16 protein-coding genes are annotated in these 25565 nt (G+C 49.8%); 12 read left to right on the top strand and 4 right to left on the bottom strand.

Annotated features, from left to right (window positions below; all coding sequences use genetic code 11):
* Positions 1 to 4 precede the first annotated feature (4 nt).
* From guaA to purL, 3 genes are all read left to right on the top strand, one after another.
* A complete protein-coding gene (guaA, locus tag CWI70_RS11305; RefSeq protein ID WP_126773821.1) occupies positions 5 to 1579 on the top strand; it encodes a glutamine-hydrolyzing GMP synthase in 1575 nt (524 codons plus the stop codon).
* Between the two features lie 5 nt (positions 1580 to 1584).
* Positions 1585 to 2985 (top strand): membrane-bound lytic murein transglycosylase MltF, encoded by a 1401-nt coding sequence (gene mltF, locus CWI70_RS11300; RefSeq protein WP_126773819.1) that lies wholly within the window; start codon positions 1585 to 1587, stop codon positions 2983 to 2985.
* Positions 2986 to 3169: 184 nt separating this feature from the next.
* Positions 3170 to 7066 carry a phosphoribosylformylglycinamidine synthase gene (gene purL, locus CWI70_RS11295; protein ID WP_126773817.1) on the top strand — a complete coding sequence of 1299 codons (3897 nt, stop codon included), beginning with the start codon at positions 3170 to 3172 and terminating at the stop codon, positions 7064 to 7066.
* A 74-nt stretch (positions 7067 to 7140) separates the two neighbouring features.
* On the opposite strand, the gene CWI70_RS11290 is transcribed toward purL, so the two are convergent.
* The 3 genes from CWI70_RS11290 to CWI70_RS11280 all read right to left on the bottom strand — a co-directional run bounded on the left by CWI70_RS11290 (position 7141) and on the right by CWI70_RS11280 (position 14216).
* Positions 7141 to 10254 (bottom strand): TonB-dependent receptor, encoded by a 3114-nt coding sequence (locus tag CWI70_RS11290; protein ID WP_198677700.1) that lies wholly within the window; start codon positions 10252 to 10254, stop codon positions 7141 to 7143.
* A gap of 103 nt (positions 10255 to 10357) precedes the next feature.
* Positions 10358 to 10846, bottom strand: coding sequence for a tRNA adenosine(34) deaminase TadA (gene tadA / locus CWI70_RS11285; RefSeq protein WP_126773813.1), 489 nt, complete (start codon positions 10844 to 10846; stop codon positions 10358 to 10360).
* A 118-nt stretch (positions 10847 to 10964) separates the two neighbouring features.
* On the bottom strand, positions 10965 to 14216 hold the full coding sequence (locus tag CWI70_RS11280) for a TonB-dependent receptor (protein WP_126773811.1): 3252 nt from the start codon (positions 14214 to 14216) through the stop codon (positions 10965 to 10967).
* A 217-nt stretch (positions 14217 to 14433) separates the two neighbouring features.
* On the opposite strand from CWI70_RS11280, the gene CWI70_RS11275 reads away from it, so the two are divergent.
* The 4 genes from CWI70_RS11275 to CWI70_RS11260 all read left to right on the top strand — a co-directional run bounded on the left by CWI70_RS11275 (position 14434) and on the right by CWI70_RS11260 (position 18863).
* Positions 14434 to 15630: an endonuclease/exonuclease/phosphatase family protein gene (locus CWI70_RS11275; RefSeq protein ID WP_241967895.1), complete on the top strand. Its 1197-nt coding sequence runs from the start codon at positions 14434 to 14436 to the stop codon at positions 15628 to 15630.
* Positions 15631 to 15715: 85 nt separating this feature from the next.
* The gene (gene phoB, locus CWI70_RS11270; protein ID WP_126773808.1) at positions 15716 to 16402 is read left to right on the top strand and encodes a phosphate regulon transcriptional regulator PhoB; all 687 of its coding nucleotides are present in this window, start codon (positions 15716 to 15718) and stop codon (positions 16400 to 16402) included.
* A gap of 29 nt (positions 16403 to 16431) precedes the next feature.
* Positions 16432 to 17736 carry a phosphate regulon sensor histidine kinase PhoR gene (phoR, locus tag CWI70_RS11265; RefSeq protein ID WP_126773806.1) on the top strand — a complete coding sequence of 435 codons (1305 nt, stop codon included), beginning with the start codon at positions 16432 to 16434 and terminating at the stop codon, positions 17734 to 17736.
* A gap of 155 nt (positions 17737 to 17891) precedes the next feature.
* Positions 17892 to 18863, top strand: a complete 972-nt coding sequence (locus tag CWI70_RS11260; RefSeq protein WP_126773804.1) for a PstS family phosphate ABC transporter substrate-binding protein — start codon at positions 17892 to 17894, stop codon at positions 18861 to 18863.
* A gap of 82 nt (positions 18864 to 18945) precedes the next feature.
* On the opposite strand, the gene CWI70_RS12420 is transcribed toward CWI70_RS11260, so the two are convergent.
* On the bottom strand, positions 18946 to 19086 hold the full coding sequence (locus CWI70_RS12420; protein ID WP_157980900.1) for a hypothetical protein: 141 nt from the start codon (positions 19084 to 19086) through the stop codon (positions 18946 to 18948).
* Positions 19087 to 19143: 57 nt separating this feature from the next.
* On the opposite strand from CWI70_RS12420, the gene CWI70_RS11255 reads away from it, so the two are divergent.
* The 5 genes from CWI70_RS11255 to CWI70_RS12440 all read left to right on the top strand — a co-directional run bounded on the left by CWI70_RS11255 (position 19144) and on the right by CWI70_RS12440 (position 25524).
* Entirely contained in the window at positions 19144 to 21387 is a 2244-nt protein-coding gene (locus CWI70_RS11255) for an ABC transporter permease subunit (protein WP_420849359.1), read from the top strand.
* Positions 21388 to 21401: 14 nt separating this feature from the next.
* Positions 21402 to 23057 (top strand): phosphate ABC transporter permease PstA, encoded by a 1656-nt coding sequence (gene pstA, locus CWI70_RS11250; protein ID WP_126773800.1) that lies wholly within the window; start codon positions 21402 to 21404, stop codon positions 23055 to 23057.
* Positions 23058 to 23087: 30 nt separating this feature from the next.
* A complete protein-coding gene (pstB, locus tag CWI70_RS11245; protein WP_126773798.1) occupies positions 23088 to 23906 on the top strand; it encodes a phosphate ABC transporter ATP-binding protein PstB in 819 nt (272 codons plus the stop codon).
* A 13-nt stretch (positions 23907 to 23919) separates the two neighbouring features.
* Positions 23920 to 24648: a phosphate signaling complex protein PhoU gene (gene phoU, locus CWI70_RS11240; protein WP_126773796.1), complete on the top strand. Its 729-nt coding sequence runs from the start codon at positions 23920 to 23922 to the stop codon at positions 24646 to 24648.
* A gap of 312 nt (positions 24649 to 24960) precedes the next feature.
* On the top strand, positions 24961 to 25524 hold the full coding sequence (locus tag CWI70_RS12440) for a hypothetical protein (RefSeq protein ID WP_126773794.1): 564 nt from the start codon (positions 24961 to 24963) through the stop codon (positions 25522 to 25524).
* Positions 25525 to 25565: the final 41 nt, after the last annotated feature.

Raw genomic sequence — 25565 nt, 5'->3', positions numbered from 1 at the left:
CGACATGCAAGATATTCATGCGCATCGCATATTGATTTTAGATTTTGGTTCACAGTACACCCAGCTTATTGCGCGTCGTATTCGTGAAATTGGCGTTTATTGTGAACTTTGGGCGTGGGACGTAGACGCCGAAGACATCAAAAACTTTAACCCCAACGGCATTATTTTGTCGGGTGGCCCTGAGTCGGTAACTGAAGAAGGCTCACCGCGGGCACCTGAGTATGTGTTTGAAGCTGGCGTGCCAGTATTGGGTGTGTGCTACGGCATGCAAACCATGGCCGCGCAACTGGGCGGTAAAGTACAAGGCTCGTTAGAGCGAGAGTTCGGCTATGCGCAAGTAGAACGCACCGAACCTTGTCCATTGTTCCACCACATTGAAGATGCGGTGCACGACAATGGCAATCCGCTACTCGACGTATGGATGAGTCACGGTGACAAAGTCATCGAAGCGCCAGAAGGCTTCCATATTGTCGCGCAAACGCCGACCTGTGCAATTGCCGCGATGGCTGATGACGCACGTGACTTCTACGGTGTGCAATTCCATCCAGAAGTTACGCATACCCGTCAAGGTATGCGCATGCTTGAGCACTTTGTGGTCGAGATTTGTGAATGCGAAACCAACTGGACCGCAGCACACATCATTAATGACGCAGTGGCACGCATCCGTGAGCAAGTGGGCAACGGTAAAGTTGTTCTTGGCTTATCGGGCGGCGTCGATAGTTCGGTCACTGCTATGTTGTTGCACCGCGCCATTGGCGACCAACTGACCTGCGTCTTCGTGGATAACGGCTTATTGCGCTGGCAAGAAGCTGAGCAAGTAATGGAAATGTTCGGCGACCACTACGGACTCAATATTGTTCACGTGGATGCGGAGAACCGTTTTCTTGATGCATTAGCAGGCGAACACGATCCAGAAGCGAAACGCAAAATCATTGGCCGAGTGTTTATTGAAATTTTTGATGAGCAAGCCACGCGTATTAACGATGTGTCCTATTTAGCGCAAGGGACCATTTATCCGGATGTGATTGAGTCAGCTGGCTCGAAAACCGGTAAAGCCCATGTGATTAAGTCGCATCATAACGTCGGCGGACTGCCTGAAGATATGAAGCTTGAGCTGGTTGAGCCGTTACGCGAATTGTTTAAAGACGAAGTACGTAAGATCGGGCTCGAGCTTGGCTTGCCGTACGACATGCTGTATCGCCACCCGTTCCCAGGACCAGGTCTTGGCGTACGCGTTCTGGCGGAAGTGAAAAAAGAGTACTGCGATCTATTGCGTCGTGCCGATCACATTTTCATCTCTGAGCTTCGCAACGCAGGTATTTATCACGACGTAAGCCAAGCATTTGCGGTGTTCTTGCCGGTGCGTTCGGTTGGTGTGATGGGTGACGCCCGTAAATACGATTGGGTGATTGCACTGCGCGCGGTCGAAACTATTGACTTTATGACCGCACGTTGGGCACATTTACCTTATGAACTATTGGAAAAAGTCTCCAACCGCATCATCAACGAAATCGATGGCATCTCACGGGTGGTCTATGACATCTCAGGTAAACCTCCAGCCACCATCGAGTGGGAGTAAGTAGAATGGTGCGTTGGCTCGCCTTGTTAGCAATTTTGCTACTGGCTGGCTGCGCGCCGCAACCGCAGCCGGACCACCTTAGTGAAATCAAAGAGCGGGGCGTGCTGCGAGTGGGAACGCTGTTAGGGCCTACCACCTACTACCATGACTTAGAAAGCGAGGGCGGCCTCGAATATGCCCTCGCCGCTACTTTTGCCGAGCAACTCGACGTCGAGCTCGAAGTGGTTTCACGCTACAACGTTAATGACCTTTTCACGCTGCTCGATCAGGCGCAAGTCGATGTTGTTGCTGCTGGCTTAGATCGCACGCCACGACGTGATCGGCGCTATCGTTTCGGTCCTCCTTATCAAGAAGTCGCACAACGTTTGGTTTATCGTCAAGGCTCGCGTGATCGCCCGCGTGATTGGTCACAAGTAGACGGCGAAGTGGTTGTGGTTGCCGGTAGTAGTCACCATGATTGGTTGCAACGCAATGGCAAGAATTACCCCAACCTGGAATGGCGGGCGACCAATGAGCACGACGCCACTGAACTACTACGCTCGGTGATTGAAGGTGAAATCGCCTTTACCATTGCCGACAGCAATATTCTGGATATGCAACGGCGTTACTTCCCCAACATTAGTGTTGCGTTCACCGTACGTGAAGACTTAGACATCAGCTGGATGCTGGCGCCTGGCCGTGATGGCTCTTTGTATGCAGAGGTCATTCGCTTTTTTGGTGAATTGCGCGCATCGGGAGAACTGGCACAACTGGTCGATAGACATTTTGGTCATGTTTCGCAGTTTAATTACGTCGATACGAGCTTTTTTATTGACGCAGTGCAGACGACCTTACCCAAATATCGTGACTTCTTTGTTGAACACTCCGGGCGACTTGATTGGCGTTTGTTGGCGGCAATTTCGTATCAAGAAAGTTTATGGAATCCACGAGCCGTGTCACCGACCGGTGTGCGTGGCTTAATGATGCTTACCCTGCCAACGGCTGAAGCCATGGGTGTGACGAGCCGCCTGAATCCAGAAGAAAGTATTCGTGGTGGCGCACGCTATTTTGAGCGCATGCTCGATACCATTCCAGCACGTATTCCAGAGCCTGACCGCACGTGGTTTGCGTTGGCGGCCTACAATATTGGTTACGGACATTTAGAGGACGCACGCGTATTGACCGAGCGTCAAGGTGCTGATCCTGATCGCTGGATCGATGTGCGCAAACGACTACCCTTATTACGACAGAAAAAATATTACCGTCAGACTCGCTATGGGTTTGCTCGCGGTGATGAGCCAGTGCGATACGTAGGAAACATTCGTCGCTACTACGATACGTTGGTTTGGTTGGATGAACGAGGACGCATCCCAGCTCAACCCCTAGATATTTCACTTCCAACTGGGAGTGGCGATAAGGCCCCATAATGCGAACAACAAAACGGTTAGTCCCGCATGCTCGTCGTCGAGCATGGTTACGAAAGAAACGCCACTTGTTAAATGACCGCCGACAGAAATGGTTCCGGTTGTGTGAAAAAGAAGATTAAACCTTTATAATACGCGGCTGCGAAAAGTCGTAATTGCCATCCAATGCCAATCTGGAGAATGATCTGTGGAGATAGTACGCGGCGCCCCAGCCCTATCTGAATTCCGAACGGAAAAGTTACTGCAACGCTTACAACAAGCTAATGTGCCTGTACGCGATATTTATGCCGAATACATGCACTTTGTTGACGTTAAAGGTGCGCTTGATGAAGCCGATCGGCATGTGCTGAAAAAACTACTGACCTATGGTCCGGCACTAGCGCAGCACTTACCAGAAGGGCGCTTACTGGTAGTGACGCCACGTCAGGGGACGATTTCGCCGTGGTCATCCAAGGCTACAGATATTGCGCACAATTGTGGTTTGGCACAAATCCGCCGCATCGAGCGCGGCATCGCTTACTACTTAGAAGGCGAATTCACCACTGAACAGGTAGCGCAGGCCGAGGCTGTTTTGCACGATCGCATGACGGAAACCGTGATGCCGAGCCTGCAAGCAGTTGAGGCATTGTTTGTCGCTGCCGAACCAGCTCCGTTGGCATCGGTTGATATTCTTGCGGGCGGGCGTGACGCGTTGCAACGTGCCAATATCGACATGGGCTTGGCCTTAGCTGACGACGAAATAGACTATCTGTATGAAAACTTCAGCGCGATAGGGCGTAACCCTAACGACATCGAGCTGTACATGTTTGCGCAAGCCAACTCAGAGCATTGCCGCCACAAGATTTTTAATGCCGATTGGACAATTGATGGCAAAGAGCAGCTTAAATCGCTGTTTAAAATGATTAAAAACACGTTCGAAGCAACGCCGGATCATGTGTTGTCGGCCTACAAAGATAACGCTGCCGTTATGGTGGGTTCAGAAGCGGGGCGCTTCTATCCTTATCCAGCAGGTACCGCAGCTGCGGGCGAGTACAGTTACTTCCACGAACCTGTGCATATTCTAATGAAGGTCGAAACGCACAACCATCCAACGGCAATTTCACCTTTCCCTGGTGCAGCTACCGGTTCTGGCGGTGAAATTCGTGACGAAGGTGCAACCGGTCGTGGTGCTAAACCTAAAGCGGGTTTAGTAGGTTTTAGTGTTTCCAATTTACGTATTCCTGGTTTTGAACAACCATGGGAAGAAGATTTCGGGAAGCCGGATCGCATTGTCACGGCGCTGGAAATTATGCTCGAAGGCCCGTTAGGTGGCGCAGCATTCAATAATGAGTTCGGTCGCCCAGCACTAACGGGCTACTTCCGTACCTTTGAAGAAAAAGTTAACAGCCATAATGGCGAGGAAATTCGCGGTTATCATAAGCCAATCATGATTGCTGGCGGTATGGGTAACATCCGCGAGAATCACGTCGAGAAGGGCGAGATTCCAGTGGGTGCCAAGTTAGTGGTACTCGGTGGCCCAGCAATGAATATCGGTTTGGGCGGTGGTGCCGCTTCATCCATGACCTCAGGTACCTCCAGCGAAGATTTGGATTTTGCTTCGGTACAACGTGACAACCCAGAAATGGAGCGTCGTTGCCAAGAAGTCATTGATCGCTGTTGGCAGCTCGGTGAGAAAAACCCGATCGCATTTATTCATGACGTGGGTGCTGGTGGGTTGTCAAACGCAATGCCGGAACTGGTGAGTGATGGCGGTCGCGGCGGCAACTTCGAATTACGTGAGGTGCCGAATGATGAGCCAGGCATGTCACCTTTAGCCATTTGGTGTAACGAATCGCAAGAACGCTATGTGCTAGCGATTGCGCCAGAACACATGGAAACCTTTGCGGCAATTTGTGAACGTGAACGTGCACCTTATGCGGTCATCGGTGAAGCCACCGAAGAAGAACATTTGACACTGACCGATGCACACTTCAAGGATACGCCAATTGATCTGCCGTTAAACGTGCTGCTTGGTAAGCCACCGAAAATGCATCGCGACGTTCAATCAAAGCGTGCGCAAGGGATTGAATTAGATACGCAAGGTATCGAACTTGCTGAAGCTGCAGAACGTTTATTGCGCTTGCCTGCGATTGCCGAGAAGACCTTTTTGATTACCATTGGTGACCGCACCGTTACAGGCCTGGTTGCCCGTGACCAGATGGTCGGCCCATGGCAGATCCCAGTGGCGGACGTTGCCGTTACCGCGGCAAGTTACGATAGTTATGCTGGTGAGGCGATGGCGATGGGCGAGCGCACGCCGTTGGCACTGCTCGACTTTGCAGCTTCGGCGAAAATGGCGGTTGGCGAGGCGTTAACCAATATCGCCGCCGCTGATATTGGCGACTTAAAACACATTAAACTTTCGGCGAACTGGATGGCGGCAGCAGGCCACCCTGGTGAAGATGCTGGCCTCTACGAAGCGGTAAAAGCAGTGGGCGAGGAGCTTTGCCCAGCGCTAGGGATCACGATTCCTGTGGGTAAGGATTCGATGTCGATGAAAACCCAGTGGCAGGATAATGGCGAAGATAAAGCCGTCACCGCGCCGTTGAGCTTGGTTATTACCGCCTTTGGTCGCGTGCGCGATGTACGCCGCACGCTGACCCCACAGTTGCGTACCGATAAAGGTGCGACCAAGTTGTTATTGATTGACTTGGGCGCCGGCAAAGCTCGCTTAGGCGGTTCGGCACTGGCCCAAGTCTATCGTCAGCTCGGCAAAACAGCGCCAACGGTTGATAGTGCAGAGGTGTTGGCGGGTTTCTTTACCGCTACCCAACAGTTAGTACGCGAGAAAAAGCTACTTGCGTACCATGACCGTTCTGATGGTGGTTTGTTTGTTACCGTGGCGGAGATGGCCTTTGCCGGTCACTGTGGCGTTAATGTTCGTCTTGATGGCATGCATGAACATGACTTGGCAGCATTGTTTAATGAAGAACTAGGGGCAGTCATTCAGGTTCGCAGCGATGACGTTGAGAAAGTCCAAGCCGCCTACGCTGAAGCTGGCTTAGCTGACGCAGTGCAGGTGATCGGTGAAGTTACTGACGAAGATGTCGTACAGTTTACCCGCGATGGCCAAGTGGTACTTGAACACGCACGTAGTCATTACCGCAGCATTTGGGCGGAAACCACGCATAAAATGCAGCGTTTACGGGATAATCCGGCGTGTGCCGACGAAGAATTTACAGCGAAGCAACAGACGTCCGACACTGGCTTATTTGCTGATTTAACTTTCGACAGCAGTGAAGACATTGCCGCGCCGTACATCAATACTGGCCGTGATCCGGTGGTTGCGATTTTGCGTGAGCAAGGAGTGAACTCGCATGTCGAAATGGCCGCCGCATTTGACCGTGCGGGCTTTGCTGCTATCGATGTTCACATGAGCGACATCCTAAGTGGTCGTGTGAGTCTTGATAAATTCAACGGTCTCGTGGCCTGCGGTGGTTTCTCTTATGGTGACGTACTCGGTGCCGGTGAAGGCTGGGCGAAGTCGATCTTATTCAATAGCCGAGCGCGCGATCAGTTTGCGGCATTTTTTGAGCGTGATAAAACCTTTGCCCTTGGTGTTTGTAATGGCTGTCAAATGCTCTCGAACTTACGTGAGCTGATTCCTGGCGCTGAAGCATGGCCACACTTTGTGACCAACCGCTCTGAGCGTTTTGAAGCGCGCTTTAGCATGGTCGAAGTGCAAGACAGTCCATCGCTGTTTTTCAAAGAAATGGCCGGTTCGAAAATGCCTATCGCAGTGTCACATGGCGAAGGGCGAGCGGAATTCAAGGGTAACAACCTGGCCGAGATCACTGGGAAAGGGTTGGTGGCGATGCGTTACATCAACAATGACGGCAGTGTTGCTAGCCATTACCCAGCGAATCCAAATGGCTCGCCAGAAGGGATTACTGGTTTAACCACGCCTGATGGCCGAGTGTCGATTATGATGCCACACCCTGAGCGCGTGTTCCGCACTGTCGCCAACAGCTGGCATCCAGATGAGTGGGGCGAGGATAGTCCGTGGATGCGCATGTTCCGTAATGCGCGTGTCTACCTTGGTTAAGACCAGCGACACCCTTCAATAGGCAATAAAAAACCCGGCTTGAAAGCCGGGTTTTTTGTACGTGTCAGTACAACTTAGAAGTCGTACTGGAAGCCTAAGCGAACACTCCAAAGTGATGGAGAGCCAGCGCGGCCTTGCACAGAGTTAATGCGTGGGTTGATTTCTTCGAATACCCACTGGTTTTGGTCGTTAATATCAACTTCCGCAACGTTTACTGCGCGTGGGAAGCTAGCTTCGTATAACACACCCCAGTCGTCGTTGAGCATGTTGGTGAAGTTATCAACCACAAAGTAGACGCTTGACTTGTGACCATCCATAAAGCCAGGCAACTCTTGCTCAACTTTCAGGTCAACTTTGTGCCACCAATCGCTGTTGAACTCGTTACGAGGTGCAATACCACCAGCGTATTGGTCAAGACCGGCTTCCTGAATGAAAGCTAAGAACTCTTGGATTTGTGCTTCGCTAAGACCGTCACCCCAAACCACGTTGCTGTCATTCATACCATCGGGTACGTACAACAGTGAGCGGCCGCGAGTAATATCTCCGACAGGAGCGTTCATAGTAAAGCTGTATGGACGACCTTTGTTGGCAGAACCAAACACACTGAACTTGGTATCGTAACCGTTTAACCATTCAGCGGTGTACGTACCACGGAAGGTGAAACGATGCGGAATTTCATAGTTCGAGGTGGCAATGCCGGGATTCTCGGCGTCAGCTGTCGCTACACTTGTGTAGTTGGAGTACGCCACAGAGCTGGTCATTGGGTTAACGTCTTCAGCTTTGTTCCAGGCGTAGGCAAGTGACCAATCGAAGCCCCAATCGTGCTCTTTTGAAATCGCAAAACTAATACTGGTTTGATCGCCTGCGTCACCGTCGACATTAGTAAGTAAGAAGGCGTCAGAGCCGTTACGTGCATAAATCGGACGACCATCAGGTGCTGTACCTGATTGTACCGCACGCAAATCACGGATGATGGCGGCATCTTGCTTACGCGTATGTAGGAAGTCAGCCATTAACACGTAGTCGTTCTCGGTGACGTAAGTTGCACCGAATGCGAATTTCCACTCGTTTGGAATTTCAAAGTTCGGGTCAAGTGCGTTCACCGGACCACGACCAGCTGCTTCAGCAACTTCGTCGATCATTTCTAAAGGAATGTCGATGATAGGGCTACCAGTGCCATAGTCGAGGTCAAACAGGTTAACGCCAAAACGGTTCGCTTCGTACAAGCTGACACCGTTGTTGGAGTAGTTGTTCGACAACCAGACGTTCGGGTTACCACCAGAGTACAGACCGAAACCACCACGGAGTTCTAACTGGTCGTTCACCACCCAGTTCATGCCAACGCGCGGCTGAATCAAACCTTCACCATCTAAGGTCGCGGTATTTGCGAAGCCATAGGTGTCTTGGAACGATTGATTGAGGGTAGGTGCGTCACTGGTGGTGTACCAATCGTAACGTAAGCCCAAAGTTAATGTCAGGTCGTGATCAATGAAGTAGTACTCATCTTGCGCGTACAACGTGTTCACCGCGTATTTAAACTGACCAGCACCGTCGTCTGGGTTGTTGGTACCCGCAGCGTTCTCATAGATGATACGGTTCACTAGACCACTTTCGAAGTCGTCGATTGAGCTAAAGCGATGCTCACCTTGTGATTCTTGAATGAACAAGTTGAAAACGTCGTAGCTTTCGTACTCGTAACCAAACGTGAAGGTATGGTCGTTGTACAAATAGGTTCCCGAAAGCTTGTAGAACATAGTGTCATAAGCAAGCTTGTTCGAGTGACGTGAGTCATCAGCACCTAAATAAATGGTGTTACCGTTGTGACGGATTTGTACTTCACCGACTTCGGTACCGCCAAGAGGAACAACAGCATTCTCAAGCTCTGAGTAACCTGCACGTAACTCGGTTGAGAAGTTGTAAGTCCAGTCAGAGTAAAGTTGAGCAACATACGAATTGAACTCAGCACCACGTGAATAGAAATGGTTCGAGAACTCTAACTCGTCGTCATCGCCATCAGACTCGGCAATCGAATAACCGTCGTTGTAGTTGTAAGTGAACTGCGCACGGTGATCTTGATTGATGTACCAGTCAATCTTCGCCAAGAATTTTTCATCTTCAACTGGCAAGCTTGATGGGAAACCACCTGGCTCAAAACCATAAACGTCACGGGCAATGCCAGCGATACGGTCGAGGTCGGCTTGAGTGACGCCAAGTACTGGAGTCGCAACGTTTGCACCTTCAGGACCGCGGTCAAAGGTATCAGAACCTTCAAGCTTCTCGTAAGCGACAAAGGCGAACAATTTGTCTTGAATTAATGCTCCGCCACCGTTGAAACCGTAGCGTTTTTCGTTGAAAGCACCAATGTTGATAGGCTCGCCTTCAAGTTCGTCGCCGGTCAGTGAATCATTGGTGTAATCGAAGAACACGCTACCAAACAGTTCGTTCTCACCCGATTTGGTTACGGCGTTGATGTTACAGGCGGTAAAACCACCGTATTGTACGTCAAACGGTGCTAATTCGACGGCGACCTGTTCGATAGCATCGTAAGAGAAAGGCATGCGTTCAGTTGGATAACCGCTCGAGTTCAAGCCGAAGTTGTCGTTGGTGCGCACACCGTCTACGGTCAAGCTATTAAAACGTGGGTTTGCACCACCACATTGAATATCGCGGGCGTTGGTTTCGTTGATGTAAATACGCGGGTCAATTTGTACCACGTCTTTGATATCACGATTCGCTGCTGGCTGTTCTTGTAGGTCGCTCAAGCTAAAGTTAGAAGCGGGGCTGCTTGAACCTGAAGTCATGGTTAAACGGCGGCCTGATACTTCGATACGCTCAACACTTTGCTGGGCAATCTGTACACTTACGTTTTCAGTTTCACCAAGGGTGAGGAACACGTTTTCGATAACTTCGCTGTTACCCTGGTTGTCAGTGACAGTAAGTGTGTATGGACCACCAACCGCAAGACCACGTGCTGAAAATAAGCCGTTAGCGTTTGCCGTTAAAGTGGTGCTAGTGCCCGTGCGCTCATCACGCAAAGTCACGTTAGCGTTAGCGATAGTCTGGCCAGTGTTCTCACTGGTGACCACGCCGCGGAGACTAGATGACGTTTCTTGCGCCGTTGCAGTTGCCGACAAGCCAATGGCGAGTGCGACCGCAGCAGCAATACGACTAGGTTTATTATTCAACATGATGTTGCTTTCCTGGGTTGTGGTTAGAACAAATTGTCGTTATTGGGTGTCAAATCCTAATCAACTTCTATGACAGTTTGATGAAATAGTAGTCAAAAAATAATCAATGCACACTTTTTTCTTCACGTTTCTTGTTCTTTGCATGTTCACGTTTTTTACGGAAAAAACCCTGCAAGATCGCAGCTGACTCTTGTTCGAGTACACCGCTAATTACCTCGACTTTATGGTTCATGGTGTCGTGGTTGAGAACTTCGATAGCCGTTCCAGTAGCCCCTGTACGCGGGTCGCTCGCGGCGAACACTAGGGTTTTGATGCGCGCATGCGTAATGAGTCCGGCACACATGGCGCAGGGCTCTAGAGAAACGTACAGAGTGGTATCGACTAAACGGTAATTATTGAGAAATTGCCCAGCAGCGCGAATGGCTTGGGCTTCGGCATGAGCCGAGGGGTCACTGAGGCGAATAACTTCGTTATAGCCCTCACCAATGATGGTGTCATTGGCGACCACGACAGCACCAACAGGCACTTCACCGATAGCTTCGGCTTGCTGTGCAAGTTCAAGGGCGCGACGCATGTAACGTTCGTGGTCCATTAGCGATCTCTTAAATAAGAAAGCAATATGGCGCGCATTCTAAAAAAAAGCCCCCGCAAATGCGAGGGCTTTTTGTACATTTCTGTACTTTTTTACATTCCAGTTGTTAGCAACTGGCTTAGAAGCGGTAGCGGATACCGATCTTCGCCTGCCAAGTTGAACGCTCTGGAAGGTAGCGAGTTGGTGCTTGCGTGACCAAGTCGAATGCACGGTTGTTGTAAGGCGTACCGTAAACATATTGGCCGTCATCGTTGATGTGAGCACTTACCAATTCACGTACGTTGTCACCGTATGGCAATACGTGTTTCTGACCAGCGTCTTTATCAAAGATAGCGATCAGGTTACGTACGTTAATGTACAACTCACCTTTGTGGCCTTCAGCAAACCCAGGAAGCTCTTGGGTATATTTGAAGTCCAAGTTAGTGGTCCATGGACCGCGCTCAGTGTTACGTGGCAAGTACTGGCCTTCGTAACCTGTTAGGCCTGCGCGTTGGAGATACTCCATAAGTTGGTCGTAACCAAAGCCGTCTTCATATGCAACTGCTGAGTCATCAGCGCCGGTTGGAATATATGGCAAGTAAACTGATGAGCGACCCAAAGGACCAAACGGTTGGTTACCAAAGCTTACGTCGCCGTAGCTGTCGTAAACGTAGCCCCAAGGACGACCAGAGTAGCGTTCCCAGAATAGACCGAAAGTCGACGTGTAACCGTTGAAGATTTCAGTCTTATAGGTTACGTCCGCCATGAAGCGGTGCTCGACTTGGTAAGATGCTGTACCAGGACGAACATTCTGACGATCCAATGCTACCGGATAACGATAGTTTGACAGTGCAGTACTTGAACTACCTGCAACCGCTTCTTGAATGTCTTGGTTGGTGTAGCTGGCACGCATACTTAAGCCGTTATCCCATGCTTTACCAAGGGTTGTCGTGAAGATTTGGCTTTTGCCACCGTCACCGTTAGTTAACATGAGGTCATAACGTTGCACGAAGCCATGATCACCCACACCGCTAGGCGTGTGGTTATCAAGCGGGTCGTCAACAACGTAGAGAATACGACCGCCGTCAACGGTGGTACGTGGGTCACCATTTTCGTCTAACAATGGTACACGGGTTAAGTCTTTCCACTGCACGTCATCTTTACGACGAGTGTAGATGTACTCAACGCTCGCAAACCAATCATCACCAAGCACTGGGATGCTAAGGTTGTTGAAGTCAACAGCTAAACTTCCGCGCCAATCAGAAGGTAGGTCGAAATCAGGGTCAATTGCGTTGACATAACCATCTGCAAGCAAGCCGTCTTGGACTTCTTGTGGTACTTGAGTTGGATCAACGTTGTCGAAGAATACCGACCAAGGAACATCGGCCAAGTAACGGTCAAACTGCGAGAAAGTCATCCCATTATTGGTGTATGAGTTAGATACCCAAACATTTGGCCGGCCACCAGCGTAGCGACCAAACCCGCCACGTAGTTTAGTGTCATCGGTCAATTGATAGTTAAAACCGACGCGCGGAAGGATCAAGTCTTTGCCATCTAAGTTTTCAGTATTGGCGAAACCATAACGCGCTGCAAAATTTGGGTTATAGATAGGTTTGTCTTCAGCGTGCATGCGCTCATAGCGCACACCAAACATAACCTCAAGATCCCAAGTTGGTTGCCATGTATCTTGGATATACAGTGCTTGTGTGCCCTGGGTGAAGTTTGCTGCGGCATCATTAATATCGCCAGTTAAACTTCCAGCATAATAGAAGTCACCCGCTTCACGGTTGCGGAAATCTTCGATGCTGTCGAATTCCCATGAACCTAAAGCGTTCTGTACGAACAAGTTATAGATGTCGGTTTCAGAGAAGGCATAACCGAAACCAATCGCGTGGTCACCAAGCAGGTATTCACCGTTTGCTTGGAATTCGATAGTGGTGTTCTCGCCTTCGTTGGCGTGACGTGAATAGTCAGGACCAAATTCGATCGCGTTACGACCGCCAACTTCCACGGTAACCATACCCATGGTGCGACCGTTCAAAGGGTCTTGAATCGCTTCGACGTTTTTGTGTGAAAGTTTAATGTCGCTCGAGAAGTTTGAGCTCCAGTTTGAGTAAACCTGTACCGCATAAGCGTCAAGGATTTGCTCATTGTTGTACCAGCTTGATGACAAGGTCAATGTGCCGTCACCGCCGTATTGGTTACGAATCGAGTTACCGTCAGTGCGCTGATAAGTAAAGGCTGCACGGTGCTCGTTGCTGATGTTCCAGTCAAGTTTCACGAGAAGTTTGTTATCTTCTTCGTCTGCTGGAATGTTCCAGCCGCCAAGCTGTGCGTCAGTTAAGCCGTAGACGTTACGCGCGATATCAAGAACTTCGTTGAGTTCTTCGGTAGTGATGTTGGCGATGTTCGCTGCATCTGAACCGATAGGACCACGGTAAGGTGCATTGCTTTCGTCTTGGGTTTCATAGTTCACGTAGAAGAACAATTTATCTTTAATGATTGGGCCGCCAAGACCGAAACCTAAAGTTTTCTCTTCGTAGTCAACATTTGGTGGTAACGCATCTTCGTCGTACTTAGAAGCTTCTGCGTCGCCAGCCAAGCTGTCGCTGGTGTACTGATAGAAGATTGAGCCAGTTAACTCGTTGGTTCCCGACTTGGTTACCGCGTTAACTTTAGCACCGGTAAAGTTGGTGTCTTTGGCGTTGAAAGGTGCAACATCAACAGTGATCTGCTCGATCGCGTCGATTGAAATCGGTGAACCTTGGGTTGGATAACCGTTGTTGTTCAAACCGAAGTCATCGTTCTGGTTGATGCCATCAACAGTGATTGAGTTGTATTTCGGGTTGTTACCCGCAACAACTAACTGATCACCGTCGCCCAACTGCGTAGCAAGTGGGTTCAAACGAACGATTTCTTTCAAGTCACGGCTGTAGGTAGGCAATGACTCGATTTGCTCTTCACCAAACGAGCTGCTTGAGCCGTTATTCAACTGTGCGTAGTTGATAGCCTGACCCGTAACGCTAATGCGTTCAACGTTTGCTGCTTCAAGTTGTGCATTCAGGCGGAATGTTTCGCCCAGCTTCAAGAACACTTCTGAATACTGTGCGTCTTGATACACGTCTGAATCGATAGTGATGCGGTAAGGACCACCAACACGTAAACCGCTAGCGATGAAGCTACCGTTACCGTCAGTGTTCACCTGGGTGCGGCTACCTGATGGTACGTGTTCGATGACAACAGTGGTATTGGCTGCGCCGCTACCTTGTGGTCCAAGAATCTCGCCTCGCATTGAAGCTGAGGTGTCTTGTGCTACCGCTGTTGCTGAGGCAAAGCCTAAGGCAATCGCGACGGCACTTGCGGTGCGCGAAAATCGCAGAGATGTACTCATCTTTCTTAATTTCCTGGGTTGTGGTTTAAAAAAAATCTTGAAAGGCAATACCGCTTGATGTTGAGCCTTGTGAATTTTGTGTACGCTTTTATAACACTTGCGTGTGTCAAAAATGTGACAGTATTTTAATCAACTTTGCTCGTAATTGCACCGATAAAGTGGAACTAATACAGTAAAAATATGTCTCAGCGGCTCTTCAAATGTTGCAGGAATGTCTATGAAGCCTATTCTGTTCGGTGTTGTAGCTTTATTCGCTTTTTTCTTAAATGGGTGTGATGTGCCGAAAAAAAATTCTAAACCGCCGGTTACGCTCCGGGTTGCTACTTTTAATGTCAGTATGGATGCATCGAATTACCTGCCGGCGGAAAAATGGCAAAGTGAGGGGGCGCAAGCTTTGCCTGCCGCTCTTGCACAGCAACATCCGCAGGTTCGTGCCATCGCCGAAATTATTCAACATGTGCGACCAGACATCATCGTCTTGAACGAATTTGACTACCTACCTGATGCACAGGTGCTGGAGATCTTTCGCAAGGAATTCTTGGCCGTCAGTCAGAATGGTGAGGCTCCGATCGATTATCCGCACAGTTTTATCGCCCCGGTGAATACGGGCCGAGCGAGTCCATTTGACCTTAATCGCGATGGTGAAGCGAGCGGCGTGGGCGACGACGCCTGGGGCTATGGCAACTATGAAGGTCAATACGGCATGGCGGTACTATCGAAATACCCGATTGATCAGGCGGCGACGCGGACCTTTCAATTTTTTAAATGGCGCGACTTGCCGGGTGCCTTGCAGCCGTTAGTACCGAATACCCATGAGCCTTGGTACAGCGCAACTGCTTGGGCTCAAATGCCGTTGAGCTCGAAGTCTCATTGGGATGTTATGCTCGACGTTGACGGGTACCCGTTACATTTGCTGGTAAGCCATCCGACGCCGCCGGTGTTTGACGGCGACGAAAATCGCAACGGTCGTCGGAACCATGACGAAGTGCGTTTTTGGCACGAGTACCTTAGTGACCTCGAAACCCAATATATCTACGATGATCAAGGTCGTCGTGGCGGCTTACTTGAAGAGCAGCGTTTTATCATTGCGGGTGATTTGAATGCCTCGATTGAAAGTACGGATAACGTGCCGGGCACTATCGAGCAATTGCTCGAACATCCAGCTGTACAAGGTGATTTTGTACCTAAGAGTGCGGGTGGCAAGGCGCATACTCCGGACAATCCATTGGCGGCGCAGCATACTGCAGGTTGGCGTAAAAGGGCGGACTATGTATTGCCGTCTAGCTATGGCATTCGTATTATCGACGGCGGTGTGTTTTGGCCCACCAATGCCGAAGCGAAAGCGGACTTGGTCGCCGACCGTGAGCGTTCTTCGGATCACCGTCTAGTGTGGCTTGACATCCAATTGCAGTAATTTTCACAAAAATGTCGTAGATTCATAAAACTGTCATAAAGTAACGTAATAATGACGCTGCTTAAAAACGACTAGGTGAAGCACGATGTCACGAAAAATTCTGATTGTTGAAGATGAAGCGCCGATTCGCGAAATGCTCAGCTTTGTCATGGAGCAGCATGGTTATCAAGCGGTTGAAGCGAACGACTATCAAGTTGCTTTAGAGAAAATTGTTGAACCGTTCCCCGATATGATTCTACTCGATTGGATGTTGCCGGGTGGCTCAGGCATTCAGTTAGCGAAGAAGCTGAAAAGCGATGACTTTACCCGCAGTATTCCGATTATTATGCTGACGGCTCGCGGCGAAGAAGAAGACAAAGTGCGCGGCCTCGAAGTGGGCGCCGATGACTATATTACCAAGCCATTTTCGCCGAAAGAATTGATGGCCCGTATGCGTGCGGTGTTTCGCCGAGTATCGCCTACCGTTTTGGATGAACCTCTTGAAATCGAAGGCTTAAAATTAGACCCCATTTCACATCGTGTGAGTGCCTTTAATGATCGCCTTGATATGGGGCCGACAGAATTTAAATTGCTTCACTTCTTTATGACACACCCTGATCGCGTGTATAGTCGTGAGCAACTCCTCGATAATGTTTGGGGCACGAATGTCTACGTTGAAGACCGTACCGTGGATGTCCATATTCGCCGTTTACGTAAAGCCATCGAAATGCATGGCCATGACCGCTTGGTGCAAACTGTGCGCGGTGTGGGCTATCGATTCTCGCCACGCTAAAGCAGTGGCGACCGCAAGGGTAGGGCTCAATGGATAAGCGTTTTTCCGCAGTGTTTATTCTGCGCGGCTTCCTTTGGTATGTCGTGCCTTTAGCTGTGCTTGGCTGGCTGTTTGGTTATTTGTGGCAAGTATTGAGCCTTGGCCTGTTAGGGATTCTGGCTTGGCACTATTTCTATCAATACAAGTTGGTGGATTGGCTTTGGCACCGTCGCACTATGTTGCCGCCAAGCGCGCCAGGCAGCTGGAGCTATATCTACGATGGTATTTACCGCACCCAGCGGCGCAGTCAGCAACGGCGTCGCGCCTTAGCGCGCATCTTGCGCCGTTTCCGTGAAGCTTCTGAAGCAATTCCAGATGCTGCCATCGTGTTTCGTCGTGACGGCGGATTGATTTGGTGTAACAAGCTTGGGCAATTCTATTTCGGCTTAAAGTGGCCTGCCGACACCGGTATTCGGTTATCCAACTTGATTCGTCACCCCGAGTTTATCGCTTACCTGCAAAAAGGTGATTTTAGCGAAGCAATGTATTTGCCATCACCGGTACGTGAAGACATAGAACTTGAAGTTCGTGTGATGCCCTACAGCGAAGATCAGTATCTACTAATGGCGCGTGATGTAACACAGCTACGCAGATTAGAGCAGATGCGTAAAGACTTCGTTGCTAATGTTTCCCATGAATTAAAAACACCATTGACGGTGATTCAAGGCTACCTTGAAATGCTGGATGATGACGTCAGTGCAATGCCGCCGGCATTAATGCAAAAAGCAGTAACCGATATGAGCGGGCAGTCAAAGCGTATGCGCAACTTGGTTGACCAACTGCTGTCGTTATCGCGTATCGACTCAGCTCGTGGTGATATTTTTGAGCGGGCGGTTGCGGTGCCTGACCTGTTACGCCGCATCCAACAAGATACCGAGCAGCTTAATCAAACCAAACAGCATGAGCTACACTTCGAGATTGCCGCACAAAGTATGTATGGTCGTGAAGACGAGCTACGTAGTGTGTTTGCCAATTTAGTGACCAACGCCATTCATTACACGCAACCAGGCGGCAAAATCACTGTGCGCTGGCGGCCGGTGGGTAAACAAATGGAGTTCAGTGTTACCGATAATGGCCCAGGTATTCCTGCCGAGCACATTCCTTTGTTGACTGAACGTTTCTATCGCATCGATAAAGATCGCAACAGCAGTAAAGGTGGTTCTGGGCTTGGTCTTGCCATTGTGAAGCAAGCCGTGGAAAACCATCATTGCAAGCTAACCATTGATTCTGTGGTCGGGCGCGGTTCCACCTTCAGCGTGCGCGTTCCGGAAGAGTTGGTCATTACGCCCGCCTAAGCATGACAAAAAAGTGGCAGAAATATGACAAATAAATAGAAGTTGTCATCAAAGTGTCACATTGACCTACTAAAATTCCCAGTGTTCATTAAGCAAAGCTAAGTTTTAATCCACTATTTTTGGCACTGACCTTAGCACTGACACTTGGAGTCATTATGAAAGTTAAATCAGTACTTCTTGCTTTAAGCGTAGCTGGCTTGGTAGCAACCTCTGCCCACGCCCAAAAAGCGACTGACAACCTCCCTGAATACGAGAAAGTAAGTGGTCTTTCTGGCAACCTTTCTTCTGTTGGTTCTGACACACTCGCCAACATGATGACCTTTTGGGCAGAAGAATTTAAACGTCTGTACCCGAACGTAAACATGCAAATTCAAGCTGCTGGCTCGTCAACTGCGCCACCAGCGTTAACTGAAGGCACTTCAAACTTCGGCCCGATGAGCCGTGGTATGAAATCGAAAGAAATCGAAGCTTTTGAAAAACGTCACGGCTACAAGCCAACACCAGTACGCGTAGCGATTGATGCTTTGGCGGTTTTTGTACACAAAGATAACCCAATCGAAGGCATGACCATTGCCCAGCTCGACGCGGTATTCAGTAACACCCGTTTGTGTGGCGCTACTGAGCAAGTACAGCGCTGGGGCGACTTAGGTTTGACTGGTAGCTGGGGTAACCGCGACTTGCAGTTGTATGGTCGTAACTCAGTATCAGGTACCTACGGTTACTTCAAAGAAATCGCGTTGTGTGACGGTGACTTCCGTGCCAACGTCAATGAGCAACCCGGTTCTGCATCAGTAGTACAGTCGGTTTCAACGTCGTTGAATGCGATTGGTTACTCAGGTATCGGTTACCTTACTTCTGGTGTGAAAACTGTACCTTTGGCGGTTGAAGAAGGTGCTGAATATGTAGACGCAACCACAGAAAATGCGCTTGCTGGTAAGTACCCACTCTCGCGCTTCTTGTACGTTTACGTTAACAAGCATCCGAACAAGCCGCTTGATCCAGCCACTGCAGAGTTTTTGAAAATGGTGCTGTCGAAAGCTGGTCAGGTCATTGTTGACAAAGACGGTTACATTCCACTACCGAAAGTTGTCGTTGAGCAAGAGCTAGAAAAGCTCGGCTTGAACTAAGAAAGAGCGCTGTTTGCTAGTCGCTGTTCGCTGTTTGAAAAAGCGAACAGCGTTTTTTTTGCGCTGGTGGTAGCCCGTGGTTCTACCACGGGTCAAATCTGACGTTTTGACCATTATCGTTGAAATCGAGAATCCCCGTGGTAAAACCACGGGCTACCCAAATCTCGGCCAGCAGTTTTCCAAAAATTTCAGTTTTATGACGGTGCTGTAACAATACTGTCATACTTTTCTACTATACTGCGCGCAATGAAATTTCTAACTTGCACAACCACTCGAGGTTATGATGGCGGCAGCAAAACCCTCTTTGGGAGCCAGCAATTATCGACTGATTAAAGATCGCGCGGCGCGCTGGGGCGTAAGCCTAGGCGGCGTGATGGTTTTAGTCGCATTGTTGCTCATCTTCTTCTATCTGCTCTATGTTATTGAGCCGATTTTCCGTGGCGTTGAAATTAACCATCAGCGTAGTTTCCAAACACCAGCCGAAAATGTAGTGGCAATGGGCATGGAAGAGCAATCGGAAATTGGTTATCAATTTACCGCAGATGGCGAACTCGTCTACTTTGCTTTACGCGCGAAAAAGGGTACCGAATGGGAGCCTGGTAAAGAGCTCATGCGTACCGCGGTAACCGCGCAAAAGCCGACGGCATTTACCAAAACGCAGCCACAAAATAACCGCTATGCGTTTGCCGTTCCTGGCGGTGCTGTGCGCATTATCGAGCCGAAATTCTCGAGCCGCTTTATTGACGGTGAAATGTTTGTAGAACCGCGCGAAGTTGAACTCGACGCGCGCGAGCTGTTGCAAGTGGATCCGCAGGATCAGGACATTGTTAAACTTGCCTACGAGTACGATGGTGAGTCAAAGTTATTTGCTGCACAGAGTGCCGAAGGCCGCGTGTTCGTAAATTTCATGCAGGCGAAGCGTAACTTTCTTAGTGGCGCCGTCGAAATGGAGTCGAAAGTAAGCGAACTGCCGATTAACGGTGGCGTTGATCAACTGCTTGTGACGCCAGACTTGCGCCAAGTGATGGTACGCCAGAATAATCGCTTCTGGGTGTTCGATGTGACCCGCACGGGTACCGTGAAGGAACGTCAGCTGATCAATGTTGACAGCCGTCGGTTTGGTGAAGTCACCTCGATGAGCTTATTGGCCGGCGCTAGTTCGGTATTGTTTGGCCATGCCAACGGTAAAATCACTCAGTGGTTTGAAGTGGCTGGCGATGATGGCCGTCGCTATCAGTTTATTCGCGATTTCCAAGCGGCTGAAAGTGCCATCACTGAAATCGTTGTTGAATACTATCGTCGCACCTTCTACACCATTGCCGAAAACGGCGAGGTGGGCGTCTTTCACACCACTTCTGAAGCTGAGCTTTATCGCGGTCATCCGGATGCGTTCAAAGCTCAAAACTTGGTGATTGACCCGCGCGCAAACACCCTATTGATGCGCGAAGGGCAGCAACTGCATGTTTTTGAGCTTAGCAACGAACATCCAGAGGTAACGTGGAGCGGCCTGTGGCAAGAAGTTTGGTATGAGGGTTATCCGGAGCCGGACTATGTGTGGCAGTCGACCTCAGGCTCAGACGACTTCGAGCCTAAATTCAGCTTAGTACCGATCTCGTTCGGTACCATTAAAGCCGCGGCCTATGCGATGTTGTTCGCGGTGCCCATTGGTCTTGCAGCGGCCGTTTACACTGCTTACTTTATGTCACCGAGCGTGCGTAAAGTGGTGAAACCGACAGTGGAAATCATGGAGGCACTGCCGACCGTTATTCTAGGATTCTTGGCAGGTCTCTGGCTGGCTCCGTTGGTGGAGGCCTATTTACCGGGGATCATTGCGGTTATTGTGTTGGTGCCGCTGTCGATAATCTTGTTCGCCATGCTCAGCTCGGTACTTCCGCAGGTCATTCGCTCACGCTTAACCGATGGTAGTGCGGCGTTGGTTTTGGTGCCCTTGGTGGCCTTCGTTGGTTGGTTGTCGTTCCAATTGTCGCCGGTTATCGAGAATGTGTTATTCGACGGCAACGTGCGTCAGTACCTGACCAATGAGCTTGGCATCACCTTTGACCAGCGCAACTCGTTGGTGGTGGGTATTGCCATGGGCTTCGCGGTTATCCCAACCATTTTCTCGATTGCCGAAGATGCGGTATTTAGCGTGCCAAAACACTTGTCGAATGGCTCGTTAGCTCTAGGTGCGACCACTTGGCAAACCTTAACCAAGGTGGTGTTGCTCACGGCGAGTCCGGGGATCTTCTCGGCAGTTATGATGGGCTTAGGTCGTGCCGTTGGCGAGACGATGATCGTTCTCATGGCCACCGGTAACACACCGATTATGGATTGGAATATCTTTGAAGGTATGCGTACGCTTTCGGCCAACATTGCCGTTGAAATGCCAGAGTCTGAAGTTGGCAGCTCGCATTACCGCATTCTTTTCTTAGCAGCCTTTGTGCTCTTTGTTTTCACCTTCGCGTTCAACACGGTGGCCGAACTTGTTCGTCAGCGTCTACGCGATAAATACAGCTCGATGTAAGCGAGAGGATTTCCATGAAGCAATGGTTTAACTCAGGAAAACCCTGGATTTGGCTCACCGCAGGTTCTGTGAGTATCAGTCTGATCGCGGTTATCGGGCTGCTGATTCTGATTGGTTGGCGTGGTCTGTCATTCTTCTGGCCAGCACAAATTCATGAGATGGACGTGCGGGCGAATGATGGTTCGATTTCGACCATTATTGGTGAAGTCTACGACACTGAAACGATTCCGCTGGAACGACTGAAGGAATCAGGTGTGCAGCTGGACGACTTCAACGAAGTAGCGCTCGATCGTTGGTTGATCAAAATCGGTAACCGTGAATACGTACCGTTGGACTTTACTTGGGTACTCGAGCCGCAAATCGTGCGCGATGAAACACCTGCGGACTTGGCGAAGCTCGAACGCTCGAAAGACGGTAACTTTTATGGTTATGTGGTCGATGTGCTCGAAAACGGCAAGTCGGTAGCAAACGGTGAGAACGTTCGTGCAGTACTTGAGCAGCGCATTGAACGCGTGGTCGAGATCAACGAGCAAGCCGCAGACCTGCAAGACAGCGAAATCGGCGCGATTAACTATCAGCTTAACCAGCTGCGTTTAGAACGCCGCGCATTGGACCTTGAAGGCCAGCTAACTGAAGCTGAAAAAGCGCGCATTAGTGCTGCTGAGCAACAGTTGCGCGACGATTACGAAGTGTTGGAAGAAGAACTCTTCGCCTTGCGCGACCAAGCGAGCCGCGACGAAGTGGTCATGCGCGACATGCGTGGTGTTGAAGTCACACTGCCGATGTATCGCATGCTGGCGGTGTACTTTCCGAACGACATGAACCTAGTCGAGAAGATCGGCCACTTCTTTGTGCAAATTGGTAAGTTTGTCAGCGAAGACCCGCGCGAAGCGAATACTGAAGGCGGCGTGTTCCCGGCTATTTTCGGTACCGTGTTTATGGTGTTGTTGATGTCGGTCATCGTGACGCCATTCGGGGTTATCGCGGCGATTTATCTGCACGAATATGCCGGTAAAAATGCGATTACCCGACTGATACGCATTGCCGTGATTAACTTGGCGGGTGTACCGTCGATTGTTTACGGGGTATTCGGCCTAGGATTCTTCGTCTACATGGTAGGTGGCTCACTTGACCAAGTGTTCTACCCAGAAGCCTTGCCGAGTCCGACTTTTGGTACACCTGGCGTCATGTGGGCAGCTATTACCTTGGCGATTTTGACCTTGCCGGTGGTGATTGTCTCGACCGAAGAAGGTTTGTCGCGCATTCCAAGCACCCTGCGCGAGGGCAGCTTGGCGCTCGGCGCAACCAAAGCCGAAACCTTGTGGCGGATTATTATTCCAATGGCCTCACCGGCAATTATGACCGGTCTGATTTTGGCCGTAGCGCGTGCCGCAGGTGAAGTTGCCCCGCTGATGTTGGTCGGTGTAGTGAAGTCGGCGCCAATGTTGCCGGTGGACGGTAACTTCCCGTACTTCCATTTGGATCGCAAATTTATGCACTTAGGTTTCCACATTTATGATGTTGGTTTCCAGAGTCCAAACGTTGAAGCGGCACGTCCGCTGGTTTACGCCACCTCGTTCTTGTTGGTAACGGTGATTATTGGCTTGAACTTAACGGCCATTGGCGTGCGTAACCATTTACGTGAAAAGTATCGCTCACTTGAGCATTAATTAACGAAGCAGAAGCGAAAAGGTCTTACTATGATTTCGGTAACTCCGACAAACAATCAGGCAGACAGCCTCGATTTAGAAAATTTAACGGCGGATCAAACCGCTATGGAAATTCGCAATTTGAATCTGCACTACGGCGATGCTCAAGCTTTGCATGATATTTCCATGGCGATTCCACGTAACCGTGTCACCGCCTTTATCGGCCCGTCGGGCTGCGGTAAGTCAACGTTGTTGCGTTGCATTAACCGCATGAACGACTTGGTTGAGATTTGTAAAGTGAACGGCGAGATCCGTTTGCACGACAAAAACATCTACGACAAAGATGTTGACGTCGCTGAATTGCGTCGCCGTGTGGGTATGGTATTCCAGCGTCCGAACCCGTTCCCGAAGTCAATCTATGAGAACGTGGTCTACGGCATGCGCTTGATGGGTGTAAACGACCGTCGTACCTTAGATGAGGTGGTCGAACGCTCATTGAAAGGCGCAGCCCTTTGGGAAGAAGTGAAAGATCGTCTAAACGCTAGTGCTTTCAGCCTATCAGGTGGTCAGCAGCAACGTTTGGTGATTGCCCGAGCTATTGCGATTGAGCCAGAAGTACTGTTGCTCGATGAACCAACGTCGGCACTTGACCCAATTTCAACACTGACGATCGAAGAGCTGATCACCGAGTTGAAAGAAAAATACACCGTGGTAATTGTGACGCACAACATGCAACAAGCAGCACGGGTTTCGGATCAAACAGCCTTTATGTACATGGGTAAGCTGATTGAATATGCTGATACCAATACGCTGTTTACCACGCCGACCCAGAAGCAGACCGAAGACTACATTACTGGACGCTACGGCTAAGAGGAGCTGAATCATGGATAAATTAAATACTGGCCGGCACATTTCCGGTAAATTTAATGACGAACTCGATGCCGTCCGTACCCAGGTCATGAACATGGGCGGCTTGGTTGAGCAACAACTACGTGACTCGCTGATCGCGATTGAAAACTCCGACCATGAGCTTGCCGAGCAAGTCTTGCAGCGTGACTACAAAATCAATGCGTTGGAAGTACAGATTGACGAAGCTTGTGTGCAGATCATTGCCAAGCGTCAACCAGCAGCAAGCGACTTGCGTTTGATCATCGCGATTTTCAAAACCATCGCCGACTTAGAGCGCATTGGTGATGAAGCTGAGCGCATTGCGCGCGTGGCCCTCGAGAGTTTCAACAACGATCAGCAGCAGTTCTTAGTCAGCCTTGAGAACCTTGGCCAGCAGGTCTTGGCGATGTTGCATGGTGTGCTTGATGCCTTTGCCCGGATGGACCTCGACAGCGCTTATGAAGTGCATCAAATGGACGCCCAAGCCGACCGTCAATACGAAGGCTTAACCCGTCAATTGATGACCTACATGATGGAAGACCCGCGCGGTATTCCCAAGGTCATGAATGTACTTTGGTCAGCGCGCTCACTCGAGCGTATTGGTGACCGTTGCCAGAACATCGCCGAGTACATTATTTTCTTCGTCAAAGGTAAAGACGTGCGCCACGTGTCGCCAGAATCCATGGCGCGCACCGTGGGTCGGCCGCAGCCTGATTCAGAGTGATTATGTAAAGCCACCATAAAGCCGGCATCCGCCGGCTTTTTTTGTTTCCCTTAGCGTAAGGTGAAATATGGATTTATATATAACGGAGAAGTGGTAAAAAGGTAGCAATAACCTTGAAATTTGTTTTTTTAAAACTAAAAGGTATTGTTATCAAACTTGTGAAGTTAACAGGGGGTCTATTGGCCTTCTAACGGGAATCGAGAGACAGTGAAAAAAACACTCCTAGTCGTTATCACGTTAGCGGCGTTATTCGCCGCTTTTTATTATATCCAAGCAAATCAACGTGACGAGATAATACAGAACGATAGACCGATGCATCATGTTGCATCTACAACCGAGCAAGACTCCAACGAGGAGTCGACTGCGGTTGTTACGAATTCTACAGATTTGAATGATGCTGATGTTGAGTCACAACGAGCGCCTCCCCCAAGTCAATCTGATGCTGAAATTGACGGACTAACTGTAAATCAATCTTTGCATACACTATTAACAGAAAGTGGTAAGGGGCGCGTGTTGGAAACGGAGACGCTTGATGAGCTTTCGGTTGTCGAGTTGCAACAGCAGGTTGATGCACTTGCTCAATCACAGGAAAGTACTGAGCAAGCTGGTACGGTCAGATTAAGGTTAGCGACGTTGCTTAGCAACCAAGCACAAGTTTACACGAATGCTTTACAATGCTCCGATGAATTGTGCGCCGTTATGATATCGGACTTATCGCGTGAGCACGTGTCAGCTGCACTGAATGAACTGACACGCGATGAGATGCTTAGTAATGCCACCAGTGGCGGCTATTTGCGCATCGTCGAGCAAGAGGGTACCTACTATGGAGTGTTTGTAGGTGTCATTGATGACGGCCGCACATTTGGCATTCGTTAGCTAGCCTTATCGGTATAGCTATTGGCCGGCCACACGGAGCC

Source organism: Pseudidiomarina homiensis (assembly GCF_003987225.1).
Taxonomy (GTDB): Bacteria; Pseudomonadota; Gammaproteobacteria; order Enterobacterales; family Alteromonadaceae; genus Pseudidiomarina; species Pseudidiomarina homiensis.
This window is presented reverse-complemented; position numbering and strand designations above follow the sequence as displayed.

Bases quoted from the DNA above. Each gene is read 5' to 3' on its own strand.
- guaA (WP_126773821.1), top strand. From the start codon at position 5: ATGCAAGATATTCATGCGCATCGCATATTGATTTTAGATTTTGGTTCA.
- mltF (WP_126773819.1), top strand. From the start codon at position 1,585: ATGGTGCGTTGGCTCGCCTTGTTAGCAATTTTGCTACTGGCTGGCTGC.
- CWI70_RS11290 (WP_198677700.1), bottom strand. From the start codon at position 10,254: ATGTTGAATAATAAACCTAGTCGTATTGCTGCTGCGGTCGCACTCGCC.
- tadA (WP_126773813.1), bottom strand. From the start codon at position 10,846: ATGGACCACGAACGTTACATGCGTCGCGCCCTTGAACTTGCACAGCAA.
- CWI70_RS11280 (WP_126773811.1), bottom strand. From the start codon at position 14,216: ATGAGTACATCTCTGCGATTTTCGCGCACCGCAAGTGCCGTCGCGATT.
- CWI70_RS11275 (WP_241967895.1), top strand. From the start codon at position 14,434: ATGAAGCCTATTCTGTTCGGTGTTGTAGCTTTATTCGCTTTTTTCTTA.
- phoB (WP_126773808.1), top strand. From the start codon at position 15,716: ATGTCACGAAAAATTCTGATTGTTGAAGATGAAGCGCCGATTCGCGAA.
- phoR (WP_126773806.1), top strand. From the start codon at position 16,432: ATGGATAAGCGTTTTTCCGCAGTGTTTATTCTGCGCGGCTTCCTTTGG.
- CWI70_RS11260 (WP_126773804.1), top strand. From the start codon at position 17,892: ATGAAAGTTAAATCAGTACTTCTTGCTTTAAGCGTAGCTGGCTTGGTA.
- CWI70_RS12420 (WP_157980900.1), bottom strand. From the start codon at position 19,086: ATGACAGTATTGTTACAGCACCGTCATAAAACTGAAATTTTTGGAAAA.
- CWI70_RS11255 (WP_420849359.1), top strand. From the start codon at position 19,144: ATGATGGCGGCAGCAAAACCCTCTTTGGGAGCCAGCAATTATCGACTG.
- pstA (WP_126773800.1), top strand. From the start codon at position 21,402: ATGAAGCAATGGTTTAACTCAGGAAAACCCTGGATTTGGCTCACCGCA.
- pstB (WP_126773798.1), top strand. From the start codon at position 23,088: ATGATTTCGGTAACTCCGACAAACAATCAGGCAGACAGCCTCGATTTA.
- phoU (WP_126773796.1), top strand. From the start codon at position 23,920: ATGGATAAATTAAATACTGGCCGGCACATTTCCGGTAAATTTAATGAC.
- CWI70_RS12440 (WP_126773794.1), top strand. From the start codon at position 24,961: ATGCATCATGTTGCATCTACAACCGAGCAAGACTCCAACGAGGAGTCG.